This window comes from Clostridium sp. TJA020 (genome assembly GCF_058310295.1).
Genome location: NZ_JBZEFC010000002.1, coordinates 99,958 through 119,318 on the forward strand (window position 1 = coordinate 99,958; position 19,361 = coordinate 119,318).

Sequence of the window (19,361 nt, forward strand, 5' to 3'; positions counted from 1 at the left end):
CTAGAAAAATACTATAAATATAAATACATATACAACTTTAATAAATTAATAATTTATTCTACACTTCTCAATTAAAAATTCAAAACTCTATCTCTCATCCACCTTAAGTACAGTATTTAACATAACACTTGCACCATTTGTACATTCCTCTACACTTGTAAACTCCTCCTCACAATGACTATGTCCATCCTTTGACGGAACAAATATCATAGCAGTAGGAAGCATACTTGCTACATACTGTGCATCATGTCCAGCCCCACTATTTATATATTGATTTTCTATATTAAGTTCATCTGCACTTTCCTTAATAATTTTTACAAGTTCCTTATCAAAATAAACAGTATCACGTTCCCAAGCCAGTTCACATTCAACTTTACACTTACAAACTTCCTTTGGTATATTATTAATTACATTAACAACTTCCTTAATAACTTCTGGATTTTCATGCCTTACATCTAATGAAAAAGATACAAAGTCTGGTATTACTGTGTGAACACAAGGGTGGCATGTAATTTCTCCAGTTGTATATACAAGATTTTCATCAAGTTTATCAAGTTCATCATGAATATGTATAAGAACCTTTGCTGCTGCATATAGTGCATCTTTTCTAAATTTCATTGGTGTTGTTCCTGCATGGTCTGCTTGTCCATAAGTTTTTATTCTGTAATTAACCATTCCAAGTACACAAGTAACAACTCCAACTTCTTTTTTATTTGCTTCAAGTATTGGCCCTTGCTCTATATGAAATTCAAGCATACATTTATAATCATCAGGATTTAATCTATTTTTTTCATCTCCAATATAACCACTATTTTTTAAAGCTTCTCCAAATGTACTTTTCCCATCTACTATGCTTTTTGATTGAAGCATTTTTTCTTTATCAAATTTTCCACATAATATTCCAGAGGACATCATTGCTGGTGGATATAATGAACCTTCTTCATTTGTCCATACCATAGCTGTTATTGGATGTTTATGTTTTATATTTTCAGATACTATTGTTTCTAAAACTTCCATAGCACCAATAACCCCTAGTATTCCATCATAATTACCACCATTTTTTACTGAATCTAAATGAGATGCCATAACAATTCTTTTTGCATTTTTATCTGTACCTTCTATTGTTGCATATATATTTGCCATATCATCTAATTGTATTTTTGCTCCAATTGCTTTCATTCTCTTTATAAATTCTTCTCTTGCAAGTATTGCTTCCTTTGATAGAGAGTATCTTGTTATTCCACCTTTTTCTGTGTGACCATATTTTGAAAAGGTTTTTATTTTATCTTCCATTCTTCTTTTGTTACAATAATATTTTTTCACCCTCAAACACTCCTTTTATTTTTCAAATACCTCTCCATATTAATTTTAGTATTCTTCCATTTATTGTTCAAGTTTATTAAAATTTAGTAAATTTCTTTTGTAACTTATATTAAAAAAAGAACCTCATCTATATAGACTTGGTTCTTTTTATTTTAACCATAAGTTTCCTTAATACTATTAATCTTTTTCCCATCAATATTATAAAGTGTTATATTTCCTTCATAACTTTACACAAGCCTTTAAAATTAATCTTCCACAATATTTTTAACTGCTGGCCCTCCAATTAATCTTCCTTTATAATCAAATCTTGATCCATGACATGGACAGTCCCATGTTAACTCATCTGCATTCCATTTAAGTTCACATCCTAAATGAGCACATTTTGTTGATACAATATATTCTTTTCCATTCTTATCTTTATAAACTCCAACCTTTTCTCCATTATATTCAACAATTCCTCCATGACCATTTTGAATATGCTCTATTTGACTACTTGGAATATATATTTTTTGTGCAATAAAGTTTTTTGCTGTTTCACTTATATCTTTTGCAACATTATTTATTGATAATGATAAGTCAAATCTCTTTGGAGAAAATATTTCTTTAAAGTCATTTTCTTTTTCAAGTATCATATCTGATATTATCATTGCAGATACCATAGAACTTGTCATTCCCCATTTATTAAATCCAGTTGCTACATATATATTAGGTGTATCATCTGAATATCTTCCTATGTAAGGTATTCCATCTAAAGTCATACAATCTTGAGCTGACCAATGATATTTTTCCTTTGATTTTGGATATAACTCTTTTGAAACTTCTCTTAATTTATCATAACTACCACCAGTTTCATTATCTCCTGTTCTTTGCTTTATTCCACCAAGTAACATTAAATCTTTATAATTTCTAAAAGAATATCCACTTTCATCAACGTCTATATACATACCATTAATTTTATCTACATTTTCTAAAGCAATAACATATGACCTTTCTTGATGCATTTTTAAGAAATAATATCCTGGTGCATTCATTATTGGATAATGAGTTGCTATAACTATATAATTTGCAGTTATCTTTCCTTTATTAGTAACTACTTCATTTCTTCTAATTTCTATTGCTCTAGTATTTTCATATATAGTTAAATCTTTTGAAATGTTTTCTAAAAACTTAAGTGGATTAAATTGTGCTTGATTATTGAACTTAACAGCACCTTCAACTTTAAATGGAAGTTCAGTTTCTTCTACAAACTCAGCATTAATACCAAGTTTTTTAGCAGCTTCCACTTCATCTTTTAGAAAATATGTTTCATTTAAAGAATAAACATATGCAGGTCTTTCTTCAAAATCACAATCTATTTTTCTCTCTTCAATAATTTCTTTATACTTTTTTATAGCAAGTTCATTTGCCTTTGCATATTGCCTTGCCTTTTCTTCTCCAAATTCTGATATTAATTTGTGATAAATTAAATTATGCTGAGAAGTTATTTTTGCAGTAGTATTTTTAGTGTTTCCCCCTGCAATCTTATCTCCATCAATTAAAACAACATCTCTTCCCTTTTCCTTTAACATATATGCTGTTAATATTCCTGCTATTCCAGCTCCAATAACTAAAATATCAGTTTTTATATCTTTATTTAAGCTTTCTCTTTTTGTAATTTTACAGCTTTCGCTCCATACTGATTCCATAAATTCACCTCATATTTTTCTTATATACAAAGTATTTTTTCTTATGTTCAGCTATTATATACTTAAATATCATTTATTCATTTAACTATTTTTATATTAAAAATATAATTTAATATAATTGCTTATATATACTTTTGATAGTCTTTAAACTTTTAAAAATTGCAATGTAAAATTAATTTTTAATTCAAATTAACTTCATATAATTAAATTTTAAAATCTTAATTATTTATATTTCTAAAAAAGAAAAAATCTCTACATTTTAAAAGAGCCTTTTAATAACATATAAATCTATCTTCATAAACTACAATTATTTTTTATTTAGGTATACTTATTAAATTTTAATCTTAAATTTTTTAAGCTTTATAAATTTAAAATAGTATTTAAAAAGCATACGAAATTATATGAAAATTTATATACAGAATATAAAAATCTATTAAAAAAATAAAAAATTTTTAACACTTCTGTTATTAAATAGGTTATATGTGATACTATATATTAAAAGTATAATAAAATTTTATACTTTCATAAATTTAATGTAGTTTTTAAAAGTAGTTATAAATAATCATTTTAAACTATTAGGAGGATAACTATGAATAAAAAAGGTTATATTGGATGGCTTGCAATTATTATAAGTTTGGTATTATTATCCTTAGAATTATATGGCTTAAAAATCATTCAGTACATTGATATGCAAATGCATAGTAGCTTTTACACTAATCCTATTTATTACATATATGAACTACCAATATTATTATCATTTATAATAACAATAATACTTGCTGTATTAGGTTGTGTCTTAATTATTAAATCTCAAAAATACAAAAAAAATATTATAAAATAATTTATTATTTATGTTTATTAATGTTTAAAATTTATATAAAAAATAGTTAAAGAAAATAATTTTATTTTCTTTAACTACTTTTAATTATGTGTTTAAATCTAGGTGATTTTTTGTAAGCATTTCAAATGCTATTGTAATGAATATTAATGTTTCATATTACAATTAAAATAATATATTTGTATTTATAAATTAAATATAATAAACTTTTATTATATAATTTAAGCGAAATTAATTTTTATTCTCATTGAAAATCTTTAAAATAAAATATCCAACAAATAAAACTGTATATGTAATTATTTTTATCCAATCTAACTTGTGATTAAATAAAGCTATCATTATATGTACATAAACTAAGAAATAAAATGGATAAGCCCATCTTTGTATCTTCTTCCACTTTTTAAAGTCCATTTTACGTCTAACTTTTTTAAATGAAGTTACACATAAAGGAATCATTATGAAAAATGCTATAAGTCCTATAATTAAATAAGTTACATAAAGGAATTTAATTGGTTTTCCTAACATAAATTTATTTATAAATCTTACAAAATACATAATACAATGTGGAGTTATAAGTATTGAACCTAATATAGCAAGTTCTGCTCTAATACTTATTAATTTTTTAGTTATATTAAGCTTTTTATTTAAAGCTCCTGCAAACATAACAAGTACGAAAAATGCTATTGCAACATTTCCTCTCATAAATGCTTTTTCTAAAGCTCCAATAAACCCTTCTAGTTTATAACCATTTGTTAATCTTAATATTTCATAAACTGTAACTAGAATTCCAATTACAGTAGCTAACCCATAAAATACTTTTGAATATTTTCTTATAGCTGTTGGTAAAATCAATGATAATGCCGTAACTATAATTAATGAATAAATTAAATGCATAATTTCTTACCTCTTTCTATTGATATTTATTATCATTATCACATTGATAATAATAATATATTAACTTTGTGTCGTCAATGTTTTAAATTTTAACTTTTTGTGAATAGAGTATTGTATTATATTGTTTTATATTAATAATTTCTTTAACATAATTATAGGGATATTTTTACAAGGTTGTATAAATAATATAAATAAGGGGGCTTAAAAAATGGATATTTTAAATATTTTGGTAGGTATATTTTTTCTATACATTATAATAAGACATATACATTCAATAATACATCTTAAAGTTAAAGCAATAAATCAAAAGTTAGAATCATTTATTATGATTGTTTCTATAATTGCATTAGTTATATTTGTTTATTTTTATTCAGATACAATAAGCTTTTACATAATTGGAACTTTGGCTATAATAGGTTTTATATCAATATTTTTAGATAAAGGAATTTGTGAAAATGGATTTGTTAGACAATATCGTTCCTATGAGCTTATTAAGTGGGAAAATATAAGTAAGGTTACAGTGTCTTGTGAAAAACATATAAAAATTGAATTAATAGGCGATTTTATAGAATGTTCTTTGTACTTTAAATTATCAGATTATGATAAAATTATGGCTATTTTAAAAGAAAAAGTTCCATCTAAAATAATATTAAATATTGATACAAACATTCCTATAAAAGAAAAATATAAATAAAAAGTATATATAAAAATAAAAAGACTTAGAATTAATATCTAAGTCTTTTTTTATTGATACTTCTTTTATATAATCAAGTTTAAATCTCTCTATAAATTAGTATAATATTACTAAAATAATTATAAGTTCTCTATTCTTTGGAATTCATCTAAGTATTTAAACTCTAATGTTCCCGTTTTTCCATTTCTCTGCTTTGCAATAACCCAACATATTACATCTTTATTTTCACATTCATTATCATAATAAGCTTCTCTATATATAAACATAACTAAATCAGCATCTTGCTCTATATTTCCACTTTCTCTTAAATCAGAAAGCATAGGGATTTTATCTCGCCTTTGTTCTACCGCTCTACTTAATTGACAAAGTAAAATTATACAAATATCTAATTCTTTTGCAAGTAACTTTAAACTTCTTGTTACTTCCCCTACTGCCTGTACTCTATTTTCACCTTTACTCATATCCATAAGTCCTAAATGGTCTATTATTACTACATCAAGGCCTTTTGAAAGCTTTAACCCATTGCACTTTGATTTTATTTTTAAAATATCTTGGTAACTTGAGCAGTCAGTAAATATTCTCCCTCTTTTTGAAAATTCATTAAAAGTATTTATAAGTTTAGTAAATTCAACATCATTTAGCTTTGCACTTGATATTTTTGATGCTTTTATATTTGACCTTGCCGCAAACCTTCTTATACCAAGACTTTCTTCTGTCATCTCCATTTCAAAAAGCAATACATTTGAGCCATTATCTGCAAGTCCCTCTGCAATACTTAAAGCTGTTGCTGTTTTTCCCATTGAAGGTCTACCACCAATTACAACAAGTTCTCCTTTTTGAAGACCATTTGTTACACTATCAAATTTATAGAAACCTGTTTTCATGCCAAACATATTCCCTTTAGAATTATAAATTTTCTCAATTTTATCTAAAGTTTTACTAAACAAATCCTCATCACTTAAAATTTTTCTTTTACTAAATTCTTCATCTTCTAAAAGGTCATTTTGTATTTTACCTGCTATTTCAAAAGCTTTTATTTTTTTCATTTTGTATATATTTAAGTCCTTTATTTAGAGCCATCATTATTTTTCTTCTGTAACTTTTTTCTTTTAAAATTTCTATATGCCCTTCTATATTAACAGGTAGCCCACTTGTTATAAGCTCACTAATATAGCTTATTCCACCAACTTCTTTAAGCTTTTCTCTAGTTATTTCTTCAATTAAAGTTGTAACTGATATTTCCTTCCCTTCATAATAAAGATTAAGTATACCCTTATATAACTTTTTATGTTTTTCCAAATAAAAATCTTCTATTTTAAGGCTCATAACACAAGTTTCTATAAGCTTTGGTTTAACTAATATAGCTCCTAAAACTTCTATTTCAGCCTCAATACTTTTTATACTACAAAAACTATTCATACCCATAAACTCTCCCCATAAAATATAAAATTATTTAATAAAACTAATCTAAGCTTTTATAAAAATCAAATAGGCTTATATAAATATTTTTATAAAATTTTAATCCTCAAAAAAAGGTTTATAAACATCTTTAAGCTTTCTTTCCTTCTCTTTAAAATCTTTTTTCTTATACTTTTCATTTAAGTATTCTTCAAATTTACTTTCTCTAAAAAGAGTTGATGGTCTTAAATAAATTTCATACTCAGTATCTTTCCAACATCTTTTTTTATTTAATATAACTTTCTTAAAATCCGAAATATCAAAACCTAAATCAATAAGTCTTTCAATAAGCTTTACTGTTTGCTTAGTATTGCTTTTATATTTTGTACCAAGTTCATTATTTAAAAAATCTATTACTTCTTCACAAACTTTTTTTGTATATATTTTTTATTATCTTTTTCTTTGTTTATATAAACCTGATTATCTTTTGTTTCTACCTTTGAGTTTAAAGCATCAGATTTAAAACTCTTATCCCTTTCTTCTTTTAAAACGGTTATTTTAGGGCAAATTTTTTTAGAGCTTGTATTAAAATTAAACTCATCACTAAAATCCATATCATCATAATTATTAAAATTATGGTGGTAATGGCTCTTGTAATAATTAATTTTTGAGCTATTATCAAAATCATCTTCTTCATAACTATTTTTTGTGCTGTTATCATAAGCTTCTTTGTAATTATTAAATCTAAAATTAAACTCATTAATTTCTTCTTCTCTAGCTAGTAATAATTTATAATTCTCTCCAAACCTATAAAAAGTAAATAATCCACCTTTTTTAACTAACCTATAATCAAGTATTTTAAGTTCAACTAAATTTTTAAGCCTTCTTCTTAATACTTCACAATTTTTTATTTCAAGTATTGGAAGCTCCTTAAGTAAATGTGATGATTTTATCCAATAAAATTTTTCCCCATCAATTTCCCTACTTACAACAAAACCTAATTTTATAAAATCATAAATGTACCTAATAATTTGTAAATCTTTAAGGTCTATCCCTAATTTTATAGCCTCCTCTTGTAAATATCCTAAAACTATTTTTCTCATAAAAACCAACTCCTTTATAAAACTTCATCTACTTTACATATATGCAGTTATATAAATTTTTGAGAAAAATTTTTTAATCTTTAAATACTTTAAAATAAAAAATTTATTTAAAATAGAAATCAACTAAAAGCTTAATTATGTTAAAGAGTTGATAAAAGAAAATATTAAACTTATTTAAAAGAAAATTTAACTAAAAATCCTAATAAGAAAATTTTATTTAAATAAATAAAGATGGGTTGTTTTTAATGCATCCCATCTTTTATATTTTTACTTATTATTTTTTATTTTTAAAGCATTCTCAACAATATTAATTGCTGTTTCATCAGAGATGCTCTTAACGTCATTGTAAGCTTTATCATTTATTTCATAAATTAAAGTTTTAAGAAAATCTATAACATTTTCCTTTGCTTTTAAAACATCATCATTAAGTAATTCTTCTTCTTTTTCCTTAAAAACATTTTTCAAATTTTCATCACATAAAACCTCATCAAGCTTTGATAAAATCTCCTCTATTGCAAGCTTTATAGAATTAGCTCCTGTTATATCAGATAGCTTGTTTATTTCCATCTGTAAAATATAAACTGCATTATCTTTATTAATATTTAACTCTACCTCTTTTGTTTTCATTTTTATACCACCTCTATAATTTAATTGAAAATTATTTACTATATTACCACATAAATAAATGATTTCTTTATTATGTTTAAATTTAAATATATTTGTTTAAAGTCTATTTCAAATCTTATTATTTGAGTCATAAATGAACAAATATTACCAATTTTAAACATTTACTTATAAACCTATTAAACTTGATTTACACATGAACTTTTTTGAGTTTTACTTGTTATAATAAACATGTAATAAGAATAAGTTAAGTAGATTAATATTCTTTTAAATAAAAAAATTTAATGCTTATCCTTAATATAATATTAATCTACTTAACCCCCCATCCCCCTTTTATAGCCATACAATATAATGCTCTAAAGTTCCTTTAAGGAGCTTTAGAGTATTACATTATAAATTATATAAATATCTTTTAAAAAAATTGAGGTGAATTTAAAATGAGTAATGATGTTAAAGATATTAAAGAAAATGAAAAGGAAGAAATCAAAGAAACAAAAGAATTCTTTAAAGGAGTTAAAGAAGGCATCAAAACTGAAAAAGTAAATGATCTTGATGAACTTGGAAAGATGAAGCAAGAAATTAAAAAAACTAAAGATACTGATGAACCATCAAGTATTGCAAGAGCTGAAAAGAAATTAGACTTAGATACAATAAAAGATTTAAAACATGAAACTAAGTTAGAAGCTAAAGAAAAAATAAAATTCTTAAAAGATTGTGAAAAGATACTTATTAAAATAGAAAAAGAAGAAGGCAAATCAAGTGCCGAAATTATAAAGGAATTTAACAAAATGTTTGATGAAGGAATGAAGCAATTTGTTAAAGATAATGAATTAAGCAAAGCAGATGAAAAAAAATTAGTTGATGAATTTAAAAAAGACTTTAAATAGATATTAATCTATTTAAAATATAAACTTCCTAGTATAATTATTAGTTACCCGTAAATTGTAAGTTAAAAGGCTATGTAGGCTGTCTTATATAGACATTCTACCTAGCCTTTTAGTATTTTATGTACAAATTTTACTATTCTTTCTTGAAATTATAAATTATAAAAGCTATAATATAATAATTTGATAAATTATATAAGATATAATCTAATAATTAATAGTTATAGCTTAATATTTAAATAAATTTATAGAGGGGGTATTAAATATGGGAAAAACGTTAAATCTTACTGAAGGGCCAATTATTAAAAAGCTTATTGCACTGTCCTTGCCTATAATGGGAACTTCGTTTATACAAATGGCTTATAATATGATTGATATGATATGGGTAGGACGAGTTGGCAGTTCAGCAGTTGCAGCTGTTGGTACTGCTGGATTTTTCACTTGGCTTGCAATGGCATTTGTTTTAGTTTCAAAAATGGGAGCTGAAGTTAAAGTTGCACAAAGCTTTGGTCGTCAAGATTATGAATGTGCTAAAAATTATATTAGAACTGCACTTCAAATAAATATAGGTTTATCTATTTTATATTCGTTAGTTTTAATTTTCTTTAAAGGGCCGTTAATTGGTTTCTTTCACTTAGGTGACCAAACAGTTATAAATATGGCAGAAACTTATTTAGTTGCTATTGTTTTTGGATTACCTTTTTATTTTATAAATCCAGTATTTACTTCAATTTTTAATGCTGTTGGCAATAGTAGAATGCCTTTTTTCGTAAATACATGTGGTCTTATTGTAAATATGATTTTAGATCCAATTTTTATACTTGGTATTGGAAATTTTAAAGGACTTGGAGTTTTAGGAGCTGCTATTGCAACTGTTATTGCTCAAGTAGTTGTATCATTATTATTTTTATACAACATTATTAAAAGCAATTATGATTTTTTAAAAGTTAATGTACTTAAAAACTTTAATTTTAAATATGCAAAAACAATATGCAAAGTTGGTACACCAGTTGCAGTTCAAAGTGGATTATTTACTGTATTTGCAATGATACTTGGAAGAATTATTGCAGTTTGGGGCCCAATTCCTATTGCTGTTCAAAAGGTTGGTTCTCAAATAGAATCTATATCTTGGATGACTACTGAAGGACTTGCCGTTGCACTTGGAGCATTTGTTGGTCAAAACTTTGGTGCTAAAAAATTTGATAGAATTATTAAAGGTTATAAAGCAATTTTATTAATTGCCCTTGGTGTTGGTGTATTTGCTTCTATACTTCTTATATTCTTTGGTAATTATGTATTTTCAATATTTATTCCAGAGAAAGAAGCAATTATTCAAGGTACATCTTACCTTAAAATACTTGGTTATTCACAAATATTTATGTGTATAGAAATTACAACATCAGGAATATTTAATGGTGTTTCAAAAACTCATATTCCATCAATAATAAGTATTGTTTTAACTGGAGCTAGAGTTCCTTTAGCTTATATTTTATCAAGTCCTAATCTTTTAGGAATAAATGGTGTATGGTGGGCTGTAAGTTTAACTAGCATATTAAAAGGAATTATAATTATTATTGTATTAATTAGATATTATAAAACTGATAAATTATTTAAATAAATTTAAAGGGAAGTAGCACTTATCTACTTCCCTTTTACAGTATATAATATTAATTTATAATAATACTTTTTAAAATAAATCATAAAAGCTTGTTATTAATTACTATAAATTTAAAACTTTGCACTAAAATTTATTGCATAAAGTCCATAAATTAATCCTAAAGCAAGCATTAAAAAGAAACTAATATAAATTATAGTTTTCTTTTGTTTATTAATATTTATTCCATTTTCAATAATTTTTCTATTAATTACTCCTATAAATATCAAAAATACAGTAAATATAAAATTTCTATCTTTAATTAAATAAATATAAGTTATTAAAGATACTATATTTATAATAATAGCTGATACAACTGGATTTTTATATAAAATTCCCTTCATATTATTCCCCCTACACCCTTTATATAAGTTTATTATATATAACAAAACTTATACATTTCAAGGATGTTAAGGAATAATTTGTATAAATTAATTTCTTATAAAGTTAGTCCATATTCTTTCTTCTAACTCTGGCTTATTAATATTATTTTCTCTTCCAAACTCTATACATTTTAATAACCAAGCCATATTTCTTCCTAATATTCTCATTGTTTGCATGCCTTCTAAGTCATTTTTAACATCTTCTACATTAGAACCGTGTACCATATTCCAATATTGAGAGCTTACAATTGGCATATTTGATATTGTAAAATACTTATTTATTTCATCTAAAGTTGATGTTGTTCCAGCACGTCTTGCACTACAAACAGCAGCCCCTGGTTTGAATGCTAAATTCTTTCCTCCACTAACAAATACTCTATTTAAGAAAGAGCTTAAAGCACCACTTGATGCAGCATAATAAACTGGTGAACCAAATACAAATCCATCTGCATCCTTTGCCTTTTCTACAAATTCATTTACTTTATCGCCTCTAAAACACTGACCTGTCTTTTTACATGCTCCACAACCAATACAGTCAGCCATAGGCTTGTTTCCTAATTGAAATATTTCAGTTTCAACTCCATTTTCTTCTAAAGTCTTTGCAACTTCACTTAATGCTGTGTAAGTACATTTCTTTTCGTTTGGACTTCCATTAACTAATATTACTTTCATATTTTATGCCTCCCAAAATTAAATCCATTATAACTTATATGAATTAAGTTATTGTTTTAAAACTATACTTATATTAAATACATTCTAATAAAAAATATTTCTTTTATTAAATAAATTCCAATTACAAAATATTTCTTTTTATAAATTATGATTAGCTTTAAAACAAAAATAAACTTTTTAACTCTATTTACAAGTATAACCCTTCATTTAATTTAGTGGAAATATTTATATTATAATTTAAATATTTTTTAAAATTTATTGTATTTTAAATTGATTTTTAATGTATTTTAGATTAATTTTAATGCTCATTTTATTTAAAACTAAATTTTTTCAATAAAATAGGACAAGCATTACACTTATCCTTACATTTTTATAAATTTATTATTTAAAATTATAGTTTTCTCTTAATATTAATTCTAATAAGCTTATTATTAAAATTTAAATAACTCATAAAAATAAACATTTACTTAAACCATAGTTTTTATTATAAATTATTAACTACATAAATAATTACCTTACTTACTAAATCTATTTCCAGTATTCATATATACAACTCCACCGATTACAACTAAGAAAAATAATATATTTTCAAAAATTAAAATAACATCAATATTATTAACCTCCAAAACTTGAGCAATTGGCAAAATACATTGAATAAAACCTAAAACAAAAAGAAATTTAGCCATAAACTTACTTAATGCTTTTTCATCTATTTTCTCTTTTTCTTCTTTAGATGCAGTATTATATCCTGCTATTAAAAAGTTTGCCTTTCCAGTTCCAATTATTAACCCTAATATCCAAAGAACTGCTGGAGTTATAAAATAAACTAATTTCATAAAAATTCTCCTTTAGCTATAATATTAACTAATATTATACCATATTTTTCAATATACTATATTTTTAAAAGTTTAATATTATATATCTTTAGCTTATTTTTTAAACTTCTAAAGAATAAAATTAATTCCAAAACATATAGTTCCTGCAACAATAAAAGAAACCATACTTAAACTTAAACTAACAATTGACCTAATATTACTTTTAAACTTACTTTTCTCTATTTTAGATATAGAAAGATTTAAACTACCAATGTAATGAGCATTATTTTCTTCAAGGCCTTGCATATAAATTCCAATAGAATTTCCTCCAACATGAGAAAAAAGACCAAATAATATACATATAATTCCTTCAATAAATAAAATATCACTTAATTTCTCATTACTATTTTGAACTATAAATATTCCAAGTTCATATAGTATAGTTCCCCATATAATTCCAAAAATAATACACAAAACAACTGATTTAATGCTCCTACTATCCACAATAAATCCCCCTAAAAATATTACACCATTATTATTTTATGTTTGTTTTATAATTGTTACCATATTTTATGAAAATTATTTTATTGAATTGTAGTAAAAAATTTAATTAATAATAGAATAATAAAATTTTTCATGAATAAAAGTAAAAAGAACTTAAATAATAGAGTTTAAAATATTAATACATAAAAAATAAATTACTAATTATTTTAAATTATTTAAAGATAACTAAAAAAGGGGGCTATTATGAATCATTTAGGAACAAAATATATTGAAACAGAAAGATTAATTTTAAGACAATTCAAATTAGAAGATTCAGAAGCTATGTTTAGAAACTGGGCAAATAGTTCTAATGTAACTAAGTTTTTAACTTGGAAACCTCATGAAAATATAGAAGTTACAAAAGATATTTTAAATTCTTGGATTTCTCAGTATAAAAACAAAAACTATTATCAATGGGCAATTATTTTTAAAGAAACAGGGATGAACCTATTGGAAGTATTAGTATTGTCGACCAAAATGAAAAATTAGGAATAGTTAATGTAGGTTATTGTATTGGAGAAAAATGGTGGCATAAAGGGATTACTTCTGAAGCATTAAACGCTTTAATTGACTATTTTATCACTGAAGTTAAAGCAAATCGTATTGAAGCAAGACATGACTCTAATAATCCAAACTCAGGTAAAGTAATGATAAAATGTAATATGAAATATGAGGGTACTATCAGACAAGCTGAAATAAATAATCAAGGAATATGTGATTACTCACTGTATTCAATTCTTTCAGATGAATACAAACAACTTTTTAAATAATCTAATATAAACTAATATTTTTAAGGAGAATTTTATGAGAAAGAAACTAATAATAATAAATGGTGTTATTGGGGTTGGTAAAACAACTATAAGCAAACTTCTTTATAAAGAACTTGAAAACTCTTTTTGGTTAGATGGTGATAATTGCTGGATGATGAATCCTTTTATAGTAAATGAAGAAAATAAAAGTATGGTTTTAGATAATATAACTTATATATTAAATAATTTTATAAAAAACTCATCCGGTCAATATATTATATTCAATTGGGTTATTCATACAGATGAAATAATGGAAACTATTTTAAATAAACTAATACTTTGTAATGTAGATGTATATAAAATATCATTAATATGTAAAAAGGATGAATTAATTTCTAGAATAGAAAAAGATATAAAAAATGGCTTAAGGGATTCTAGTAACATCGAAAGAAGCCTAGAAAGATTATCTTTATATAATAAAATGAACACCATAAAAATAGATACAACATATAAAGATTTACATACAATAGTTTCTGAAATAAAAAAATTAATATTTAAAAATTAACAAATTGTTTAAATTTTTTGCTATTACATCAAATTTTTTTTTTGTGCTATACTTATGAAAGTCAATGCGTTGTACCAAAGTGTCATACCACTTGTCAAAGGATACACGCATTTTTTCTTTTAATCATAAAAACTTTAAACAAAATAGGAGGACATTAAATGAAAAATTGTATGCCTAGAAATGCAAAAGAAGGCTTATTATATGGAGGAATTATATGTGCTTTAACTTGTATATGTATGGCAACTATTAACATTTCAATTGCTATGGGTGGAATATCAAAATTATCACTTATTACAACTTTAAAAGCATTCCCAATGCTTTTTATAATTGCAATGTTAATTGAAACTTTTATTGTAAGTAAAATAGCTGATAAATTAGTAGAAATTTTCACTTCACCAACAGATAGTTTAAATGCTTATATCTTATTTAAAACATTTTTCACTGTTATCGGTATGTCAATAATTATGACCGCTATAGGTGGATTTTTTGCAAATGGTCTTGATATTATAGTCTTTAGAGAATTTCCACTTAACTGGCCACGTAATTTTTGCATAGTTATCTTTTTAGAATTACTCCTTGTACAACCCTTTGCAAGAAATATTATGAGATTATTACATAAATAATAAAAAAACATATAATTTAAGTACCATTTTTGTTAAAATCAAAAATAATTAAATATTAAAAAACACTCTATTTAAAAACAAATAGAGTGTTTACAGAGTTTAATTTTAAAACTCAAAAACTAAAGAATATTATTATTAAACTTAAGAAATATTATTGGCGTTCTTTGGGTATTTAATAGTTTTTTATTTATATAATATGGTTAACATAAATAATTAAATTTAAGTATTTGTACAATGGTATTTACATTAATAAGTCCAAATTGTTGAGCGGAGTGAGTTTTAGACTTTAGTAAATACCATATAACAAAAACTATAAATTATTATTAAAATTATATAATTCTCAAAAGTTTAATATATAACTTCTATTAATTTACTACATAAGTTTTTTCATTTGAGATACTAATGGATCTGCAATTGTTCCAACTATTACTTGTACATTTTTAGAATCTAATTTCATTATTCCACTAGCACCTAATTTTTTAATTTCTCTTTCATTCATTTTTGATGAATCTTTAAGAACTAATCTTAATCTTGTTACACATGCATCTAAGTGTTCTATATTTTCTTTTCCACCTAAAGCATTAATCATAGCTTCTGCCTTAGCTTTTATTGGTGAAGAAGCTGATGCTGAGTAATCACCATCTGATACCTCTTCTAATAAATCTGCTCCAGTTTCTTCTCTTCCTGGAGTTGGTAAATTAAATTTCTTAATTACAAGATAGAAAACTACAAAATAAATTGCTGCAAATATTAAACCTACAACTGCAATCATTATTGGTTTTGATGAAATACCAAAGCTTAAAAGATAATCTAAAAGACCTGCTGAGAATCCAAATCCCATCTTCATTCCAAATATATTTGCTACTGCCAGTGCTATTCCTGTCATAATTGCATGGAATACATAAAGTACTGGTGCTAAGAACATGAATGTAAATTCGATTGGTTCTGTAATACCTGTTAAGAATGCAGTTGCTGCTATACTTATAAGCATACCTGTTACAGCTTTTCTATTTTCTTTTTTAGCTGCTGCTATCATAGCTATACAAGCTGCTGGTAATGCAAACATCATTATAAAGTAGAATCCTGTAGTATATGCTCCTGCAGTTGGATCTCCTGCAAAGAATCTATTAATATCTCCAGTTACAACTCCATCTGGACCTTGGAATGTTCCAAATTGGAACCAGAATATAGTGTTAAGTACGTGATGTAAACCAAAAGGAATAAGTAATCTGTTTAATACTCCAAAAACAAATGCTCCAATTGCTCCAGCTTGAGCCATTGAATTACCAAATGCATTTAAGTTACCTTGAATCATTGGCCAAACGTATCCTGCAACAAATCCTAATGCTAAGCAAGTAAATGCTGTTGCTATTGGTACAAAACGCTTTCCTCCAAAGAATCCCAAGAATTGTGGAAGTTGAATATCTCTAAATCTGTTATAAAGTAATCCTGCAACTACTCCCACAATAACTCCAGCTAAAACCCCCATATTAATTTCTTTATCAAAGGAAGTTGCCACATTAGTAATAGTAAAATAACCAACTGCAGCTGCAAGTCCTGCAACACCATTATTTTCTTTAGCAAGTCCTATTGCAATACCAATTGCAAATAAAATTGCCATATTGTCAAAGATAGCAGCCCCTGCTTTATTCATCCAAACAATGTCTAAAACATCTGGAGCTCCAAGTCTTAGTAGAAGTGCTGCTGCTGGTAAGCAAGCAACTGGAGTCATAAGTGCTTTACCTAGCTTTTGTAATGGGCCAAGTATTTTTCCATTTCCTTTTGCCATTATAATTCCCCCCAACATAAATTTTTTATATTTAGATAGGCGATTAAAAGTAAGAATTATGATATTATAGCTATAAATTTATTTTTAAGCACAAAAAAAGCTGGAAAGAATATACCTATACCGTTAGTATGGTATTCTCCCCAGCTAATGCCCAAATTTAAATTGGTAACACGCCGATCTAAACATTATTTGCTTTATCAATTTAATTTTATTTCATTTTGAAAATCTTGTCAACGATTTCAACATATTTTTTTAAATTTCTACAAAGATAATTTTAATCTTTCTATATGCATAGCTAAATAAGCAATTTCATCATCTTCAATCTTAGTATTTAACTCTTCTTCTAACAATTTACTTATATAACTTGCAATTTCATAAGACTTTTCATATTTTTCTTTAATAACACTTGTAAGTTCATTTTTTATAGTTTTCTTAGTTAATAATCTTTCTATTGCAAATCTTATATGAGTTAAAAACCTTGCATAATCTAATGATTTTTTATTAATTTTTATTTTTAATTTTTCTTCAACATTTTGAACTATTAAATTGCTTAAATAGCTATACTTTATAGTGTGAGAAAGCTTACTATTATTTATTGCTGAATGAATGTGTAAAGCTATAAATCCAATTTCCCCATTTGGTACTTTTACATTAAATTTTTCCCCAATTTTTTTAGAAGCTTCTGATGCTAAATTAAATGCTTTTGGATATAAAGTTTCTATTTCAACTATAAAAGGATTTTGTATTTCTTCCCCATCTTTAAGCCTTTTTATTGCAAAATATAAGTGATCAATAAGTCCTATATGTATATTTTCACTTAATTCTTCTCCTAAACTTTCTGATATGCTATATATAATTTCTTCACAGAAAGCAAAAAATTCTGAATCAACCCTATCAACTATTTTATTTAAGTTTATTAAATTATTTTCATCTTCAATAGTAAATAATTTATCAACTTCTGTTCCTTTTAAAATTTTTTCTCCAAATCTTTTACTAAAGCCTATCCCTTTTGAAAATAATATTTTTTCTTTTCCTTTTGACTTAACTAAAACTATACTATTATTAAAAACTTTAGTTACAACAACATCATTACTTAACTTTACTCCCATTTAACCCTCCCATAGATTTAAAATTTTACTTTTTACCCCATTTAAGTAATATCATAACATACTGTGATATAATAAATATTAATTAATATTCATTATAAAAGCAATATATTTTTATAATTTAATAAATTTTATTTATAAAAGTTATAAAAAAGAGAGATAAATTTTAATACTTTATCTCTCTTTAAACTATATTAATAAAAATATATTAAGTTTTTTCTTTAAATAAACTTTTATTATTTAGTATTTTTCTTTGAGAAAAATTTAAATAAAGTTGTTCCTGCTGCTACTGCTAAAGCTCCAACTGCAATTTTACCTTTGTGTTTTCCAAAAATATTGTGCTTAGGCTTTTCTTCAATTGTCATAGTAACTACTACTTCACTACTATCACCTTTGCTACTATAAATTTCTGATAATCTTTTTAACTTAAAATACTTTTCTTTTGAAAAATTCTTCATTATTTCTACTGAATATCTATCTATGTAATTTCCTAGGCTTTCATTATTTTTACGTACAATTTCTCTGCCATTGTCTATATCAAATATGTCTTCATTTAAAGCTTTTGCTTCTAATGCTTTAATTTCACTTTCATCCCCATTTAAGACAACTAAGTCTATTAATTTTTCTTTTATATCCATACAATTCAAACCTCCCTTTTAGTTTGTAATAACGCTTAAAAAATATATTAGCTTTCTCTTTAAAACTATATATATTTTATAAATTACATTGATTTTATTATAACTAAACATTCTTTACAATATGTTAAATATTAAATTTATATTAATAAAATATAAGCTTTTAATTAATCACTTAAGCCCTTTATAAATAAAGGGTTTAAATGTAATTCATCCTCTAATAAATAGTATGTCCTAAATCCTTTTATAATATTAAATAATCTTTAAATATGTATGTTCTAAACACATTTATAATATTAATAATCTTTATTATAGTTTTGTGCATAAGTTTATTTATAATACTTATAAATAAGTTTAAATAGTTTTTATTATTTAAACAAAGTT

Annotated in this window: 22 protein-coding genes and 1 pseudogene; 8 read left to right on the plus strand and 15 right to left on the minus strand. The window is 24.6% G+C overall.

The genetic code is table 11. The features are described 5' to 3' along the window. Positions 1-87: 87 nt before the first annotated feature. Positions 88-1,323, minus strand: coding sequence for a Zn-dependent hydrolase (locus AC4FQ1_RS04430; protein ID WP_491169037.1), 1,236 nt, complete (start codon positions 1,321-1,323; stop codon positions 88-90). 245 nt (positions 1,324-1,568) lie between these two features. Further along, entirely contained in the window at positions 1,569-3,008 is a 1,440-nt protein-coding gene (locus AC4FQ1_RS04435) for an FAD-dependent oxidoreductase (protein ID WP_491169038.1), read from the minus strand. A gap of 589 nt (positions 3,009-3,597) precedes the next feature. On the opposite strand from AC4FQ1_RS04435, the gene AC4FQ1_RS04440 reads away from it, so the two are divergent. Then, complete coding sequence (locus AC4FQ1_RS04440; protein ID WP_303130655.1) at positions 3,598-3,849, plus strand: hypothetical protein; 252 nt, start codon at positions 3,598-3,600, stop codon at positions 3,847-3,849. A 228-nt stretch (positions 3,850-4,077) separates the two neighbouring features. Here AC4FQ1_RS04440 and AC4FQ1_RS04445 read toward each other — a convergent pair whose 3' ends face one another. Next, the gene (locus AC4FQ1_RS04445) at positions 4,078-4,740 is read right to left on the minus strand and encodes a ferric reductase-like transmembrane domain-containing protein (protein ID WP_303130657.1); all 663 of its coding nucleotides are present in this window, start codon (positions 4,738-4,740) and stop codon (positions 4,078-4,080) included. 208 nt (positions 4,741-4,948) lie between these two features. Between AC4FQ1_RS04445 and AC4FQ1_RS04450 the strand changes: the two genes are divergently transcribed. Continuing rightward, on the plus strand, positions 4,949-5,434 hold the full coding sequence (locus AC4FQ1_RS04450; protein ID WP_491148322.1) for a PH domain-containing protein: 486 nt from the start codon (positions 4,949-4,951) through the stop codon (positions 5,432-5,434). 119 nt (positions 5,435-5,553) lie between these two features. Here the strand turns inward: AC4FQ1_RS04450 and AC4FQ1_RS04455 are convergent, their stop codons facing one another. The 5 genes from AC4FQ1_RS04455 to AC4FQ1_RS04475 all read right to left on the minus strand — a co-directional run bounded on the left by AC4FQ1_RS04455 (position 5,554) and on the right by AC4FQ1_RS04475 (position 8,562). Next, positions 5,554-6,480 carry a replicative DNA helicase gene (locus AC4FQ1_RS04455; RefSeq protein ID WP_491169039.1) on the minus strand — a complete coding sequence of 309 codons (927 nt, stop codon included), beginning with the start codon at positions 6,478-6,480 and terminating at the stop codon, positions 5,554-5,556. Further along, a complete protein-coding gene (locus AC4FQ1_RS04460) occupies positions 6,458-6,853 on the minus strand; it encodes a DnaB-like helicase N-terminal domain-containing protein (protein ID WP_491169040.1) in 396 nt (131 codons plus the stop codon). The genes AC4FQ1_RS04455 and AC4FQ1_RS04460 overlap by 23 nt, the downstream gene beginning before the upstream one ends. Before the next feature lie 99 nt (positions 6,854-6,952). Beyond that, positions 6,953-7,276 (minus strand): conserved phage C-terminal domain-containing protein, encoded by a 324-nt coding sequence (locus AC4FQ1_RS04465; protein ID WP_491169204.1) that lies wholly within the window; start codon positions 7,274-7,276, stop codon positions 6,953-6,955. Beyond that, a complete protein-coding gene (locus AC4FQ1_RS04470; protein WP_491169041.1) occupies positions 7,246-7,935 on the minus strand; it encodes a hypothetical protein in 690 nt (229 codons plus the stop codon). The genes AC4FQ1_RS04465 and AC4FQ1_RS04470 overlap by 31 nt, the downstream gene beginning before the upstream one ends. A gap of 267 nt (positions 7,936-8,202) precedes the next feature. After that, positions 8,203-8,562: a hypothetical protein gene (locus tag AC4FQ1_RS04475; RefSeq protein WP_303130665.1), complete on the minus strand. Its 360-nt coding sequence runs from the start codon at positions 8,560-8,562 to the stop codon at positions 8,203-8,205. Positions 8,563-8,996: 434 nt separating this feature from the next. Here AC4FQ1_RS04475 and AC4FQ1_RS04480 point away from each other — a divergent pair, with 434 nt between their 5' ends. Both AC4FQ1_RS04480 and AC4FQ1_RS04485 read left to right on the plus strand, forming a co-directional pair. Further along, positions 8,997-9,446, plus strand: a complete 450-nt coding sequence (locus tag AC4FQ1_RS04480; protein ID WP_303130667.1) for a hypothetical protein — start codon at positions 8,997-8,999, stop codon at positions 9,444-9,446. A 262-nt stretch (positions 9,447-9,708) separates the two neighbouring features. Continuing rightward, on the plus strand, positions 9,709-11,061 hold the full coding sequence (locus AC4FQ1_RS04485) for an MATE family efflux transporter (protein ID WP_491169042.1): 1,353 nt from the start codon (positions 9,709-9,711) through the stop codon (positions 11,059-11,061). 110 nt (positions 11,062-11,171) lie between these two features. Here the strand turns inward: AC4FQ1_RS04485 and AC4FQ1_RS04490 are convergent, their stop codons facing one another. The 4 genes from AC4FQ1_RS04490 to AC4FQ1_RS04505 form a co-directional block, all read right to left on the minus strand. Next, entirely contained in the window at positions 11,172-11,441 is a 270-nt protein-coding gene (locus AC4FQ1_RS04490) for a hypothetical protein (protein ID WP_491169043.1), read from the minus strand. Between the two features lie 87 nt (positions 11,442-11,528). Then, on the minus strand, positions 11,529-12,152 hold the full coding sequence (locus AC4FQ1_RS04495) for a flavodoxin family protein (RefSeq protein ID WP_491169044.1): 624 nt from the start codon (positions 12,150-12,152) through the stop codon (positions 11,529-11,531). Positions 12,153-12,667: 515 nt separating this feature from the next. Then, positions 12,668-12,988 (minus strand): DUF3784 domain-containing protein, encoded by a 321-nt coding sequence (locus AC4FQ1_RS04500; RefSeq protein WP_491169045.1) that lies wholly within the window; start codon positions 12,986-12,988, stop codon positions 12,668-12,670. A 108-nt stretch (positions 12,989-13,096) separates the two neighbouring features. Next, positions 13,097-13,471 carry a hypothetical protein gene (locus AC4FQ1_RS04505; protein WP_491169046.1) on the minus strand — a complete coding sequence of 125 codons (375 nt, stop codon included), beginning with the start codon at positions 13,469-13,471 and terminating at the stop codon, positions 13,097-13,099. Between the two features lie 243 nt (positions 13,472-13,714). On the opposite strand from AC4FQ1_RS04505, the gene AC4FQ1_RS04510 reads away from it, so the two are divergent. The 4 genes and pseudogenes from AC4FQ1_RS04510 (at position 13,715) to AC4FQ1_RS04525 (ending at position 15,447) form a co-directional block, all read left to right on the plus strand. Continuing rightward, the gene (locus tag AC4FQ1_RS04510) at positions 13,715-13,999 is read left to right on the plus strand and encodes a GNAT family N-acetyltransferase (RefSeq protein ID WP_491169047.1); all 285 of its coding nucleotides are present in this window, start codon (positions 13,715-13,717) and stop codon (positions 13,997-13,999) included. A 2-nt stretch (positions 14,000-14,001) separates the two neighbouring features. Continuing rightward, positions 14,002-14,118: pseudogene (locus AC4FQ1_RS04515) on the plus strand (GNAT family N-acetyltransferase); the annotation flags it as partial. A gap of 196 nt (positions 14,119-14,314) precedes the next feature. Beyond that, complete coding sequence (locus tag AC4FQ1_RS04520) at positions 14,315-14,824, plus strand: ATP-binding protein (RefSeq protein WP_491169048.1); 510 nt, start codon at positions 14,315-14,317, stop codon at positions 14,822-14,824. A gap of 158 nt (positions 14,825-14,982) precedes the next feature. After that, positions 14,983-15,447 carry a DUF2798 domain-containing protein gene (locus AC4FQ1_RS04525; RefSeq protein ID WP_491169049.1) on the plus strand — a complete coding sequence of 155 codons (465 nt, stop codon included), beginning with the start codon at positions 14,983-14,985 and terminating at the stop codon, positions 15,445-15,447. A 373-nt stretch (positions 15,448-15,820) separates the two neighbouring features. Here the strand turns inward: AC4FQ1_RS04525 and nagE are convergent, their stop codons facing one another. The 3 genes from nagE to AC4FQ1_RS04540 all read right to left on the minus strand — a co-directional run bounded on the left by nagE (position 15,821) and on the right by AC4FQ1_RS04540 (position 18,980). Continuing rightward, positions 15,821-17,236 carry an N-acetylglucosamine-specific PTS transporter subunit IIBC gene (gene nagE / locus AC4FQ1_RS04530; protein WP_303131117.1) on the minus strand — a complete coding sequence of 472 codons (1,416 nt, stop codon included), beginning with the start codon at positions 17,234-17,236 and terminating at the stop codon, positions 15,821-15,823. 260 nt (positions 17,237-17,496) lie between these two features. Continuing rightward, complete coding sequence (gene glcT / locus AC4FQ1_RS04535) at positions 17,497-18,345, minus strand: glucose PTS transporter transcription antiterminator GlcT (protein WP_491169050.1); 849 nt, start codon at positions 18,343-18,345, stop codon at positions 17,497-17,499. A gap of 233 nt (positions 18,346-18,578) precedes the next feature. Then, positions 18,579-18,980 carry a hypothetical protein gene (locus AC4FQ1_RS04540; protein ID WP_491169051.1) on the minus strand — a complete coding sequence of 134 codons (402 nt, stop codon included), beginning with the start codon at positions 18,978-18,980 and terminating at the stop codon, positions 18,579-18,581. Between the last annotated feature and the right edge of the window lie 381 nt (positions 18,981-19,361).

What these genes read in the sequence shown, in the direction of transcription:
- AC4FQ1_RS04435 (WP_491169038.1), bottom strand. Translation starts at nt 3,008, where the DNA reads ATGGAATCAGTATGGAGCGAAAGCTGTAAAATTACAAAAAGAGAAAGC.
- AC4FQ1_RS04440 (WP_303130655.1), top strand. Translation starts at nt 3,598, where the DNA reads ATGAATAAAAAAGGTTATATTGGATGGCTTGCAATTATTATAAGTTTG.
- AC4FQ1_RS04445 (WP_303130657.1), bottom strand. Translation starts at nt 4,740, where the DNA reads ATGCATTTAATTTATTCATTAATTATAGTTACGGCATTATCATTGATT.
- AC4FQ1_RS04450 (WP_491148322.1), top strand. Translation starts at nt 4,949, where the DNA reads ATGGATATTTTAAATATTTTGGTAGGTATATTTTTTCTATACATTATA.
- AC4FQ1_RS04455 (WP_491169039.1), bottom strand. Translation starts at nt 6,480, where the DNA reads ATGAAAAAAATAAAAGCTTTTGAAATAGCAGGTAAAATACAAAATGAC.
- AC4FQ1_RS04460 (WP_491169040.1), bottom strand. Translation starts at nt 6,853, where the DNA reads ATGAATAGTTTTTGTAGTATAAAAAGTATTGAGGCTGAAATAGAAGTT.
- AC4FQ1_RS04470 (WP_491169041.1), bottom strand. Translation starts at nt 7,935, where the DNA reads ATGAGAAAAATAGTTTTAGGATATTTACAAGAGGAGGCTATAAAATTA.
- AC4FQ1_RS04475 (WP_303130665.1), bottom strand. Translation starts at nt 8,562, where the DNA reads ATGAAAACAAAAGAGGTAGAGTTAAATATTAATAAAGATAATGCAGTT.
- AC4FQ1_RS04480 (WP_303130667.1), top strand. Translation starts at nt 8,997, where the DNA reads ATGAGTAATGATGTTAAAGATATTAAAGAAAATGAAAAGGAAGAAATC.
- AC4FQ1_RS04485 (WP_491169042.1), top strand. Translation starts at nt 9,709, where the DNA reads ATGGGAAAAACGTTAAATCTTACTGAAGGGCCAATTATTAAAAAGCTT.
- AC4FQ1_RS04490 (WP_491169043.1), bottom strand. Translation starts at nt 11,441, where the DNA reads ATGAAGGGAATTTTATATAAAAATCCAGTTGTATCAGCTATTATTATA.
- AC4FQ1_RS04495 (WP_491169044.1), bottom strand. Translation starts at nt 12,152, where the DNA reads ATGAAAGTAATATTAGTTAATGGAAGTCCAAACGAAAAGAAATGTACT.
- AC4FQ1_RS04500 (WP_491169045.1), bottom strand. Translation starts at nt 12,988, where the DNA reads ATGAAATTAGTTTATTTTATAACTCCAGCAGTTCTTTGGATATTAGGG.
- AC4FQ1_RS04510 (WP_491169047.1), top strand. Translation starts at nt 13,715, where the DNA reads ATGAATCATTTAGGAACAAAATATATTGAAACAGAAAGATTAATTTTA.
- AC4FQ1_RS04520 (WP_491169048.1), top strand. Translation starts at nt 14,315, where the DNA reads ATGAGAAAGAAACTAATAATAATAAATGGTGTTATTGGGGTTGGTAAA.
- AC4FQ1_RS04525 (WP_491169049.1), top strand. Translation starts at nt 14,983, where the DNA reads ATGAAAAATTGTATGCCTAGAAATGCAAAAGAAGGCTTATTATATGGA.
- nagE (WP_303131117.1), bottom strand. Translation starts at nt 17,236, where the DNA reads ATGGCAAAAGGAAATGGAAAAATACTTGGCCCATTACAAAAGCTAGGT.
- glcT (WP_491169050.1), bottom strand. Translation starts at nt 18,345, where the DNA reads ATGGGAGTAAAGTTAAGTAATGATGTTGTTGTAACTAAAGTTTTTAAT.
- AC4FQ1_RS04540 (WP_491169051.1), bottom strand. Translation starts at nt 18,980, where the DNA reads ATGGATATAAAAGAAAAATTAATAGACTTAGTTGTCTTAAATGGGGAT.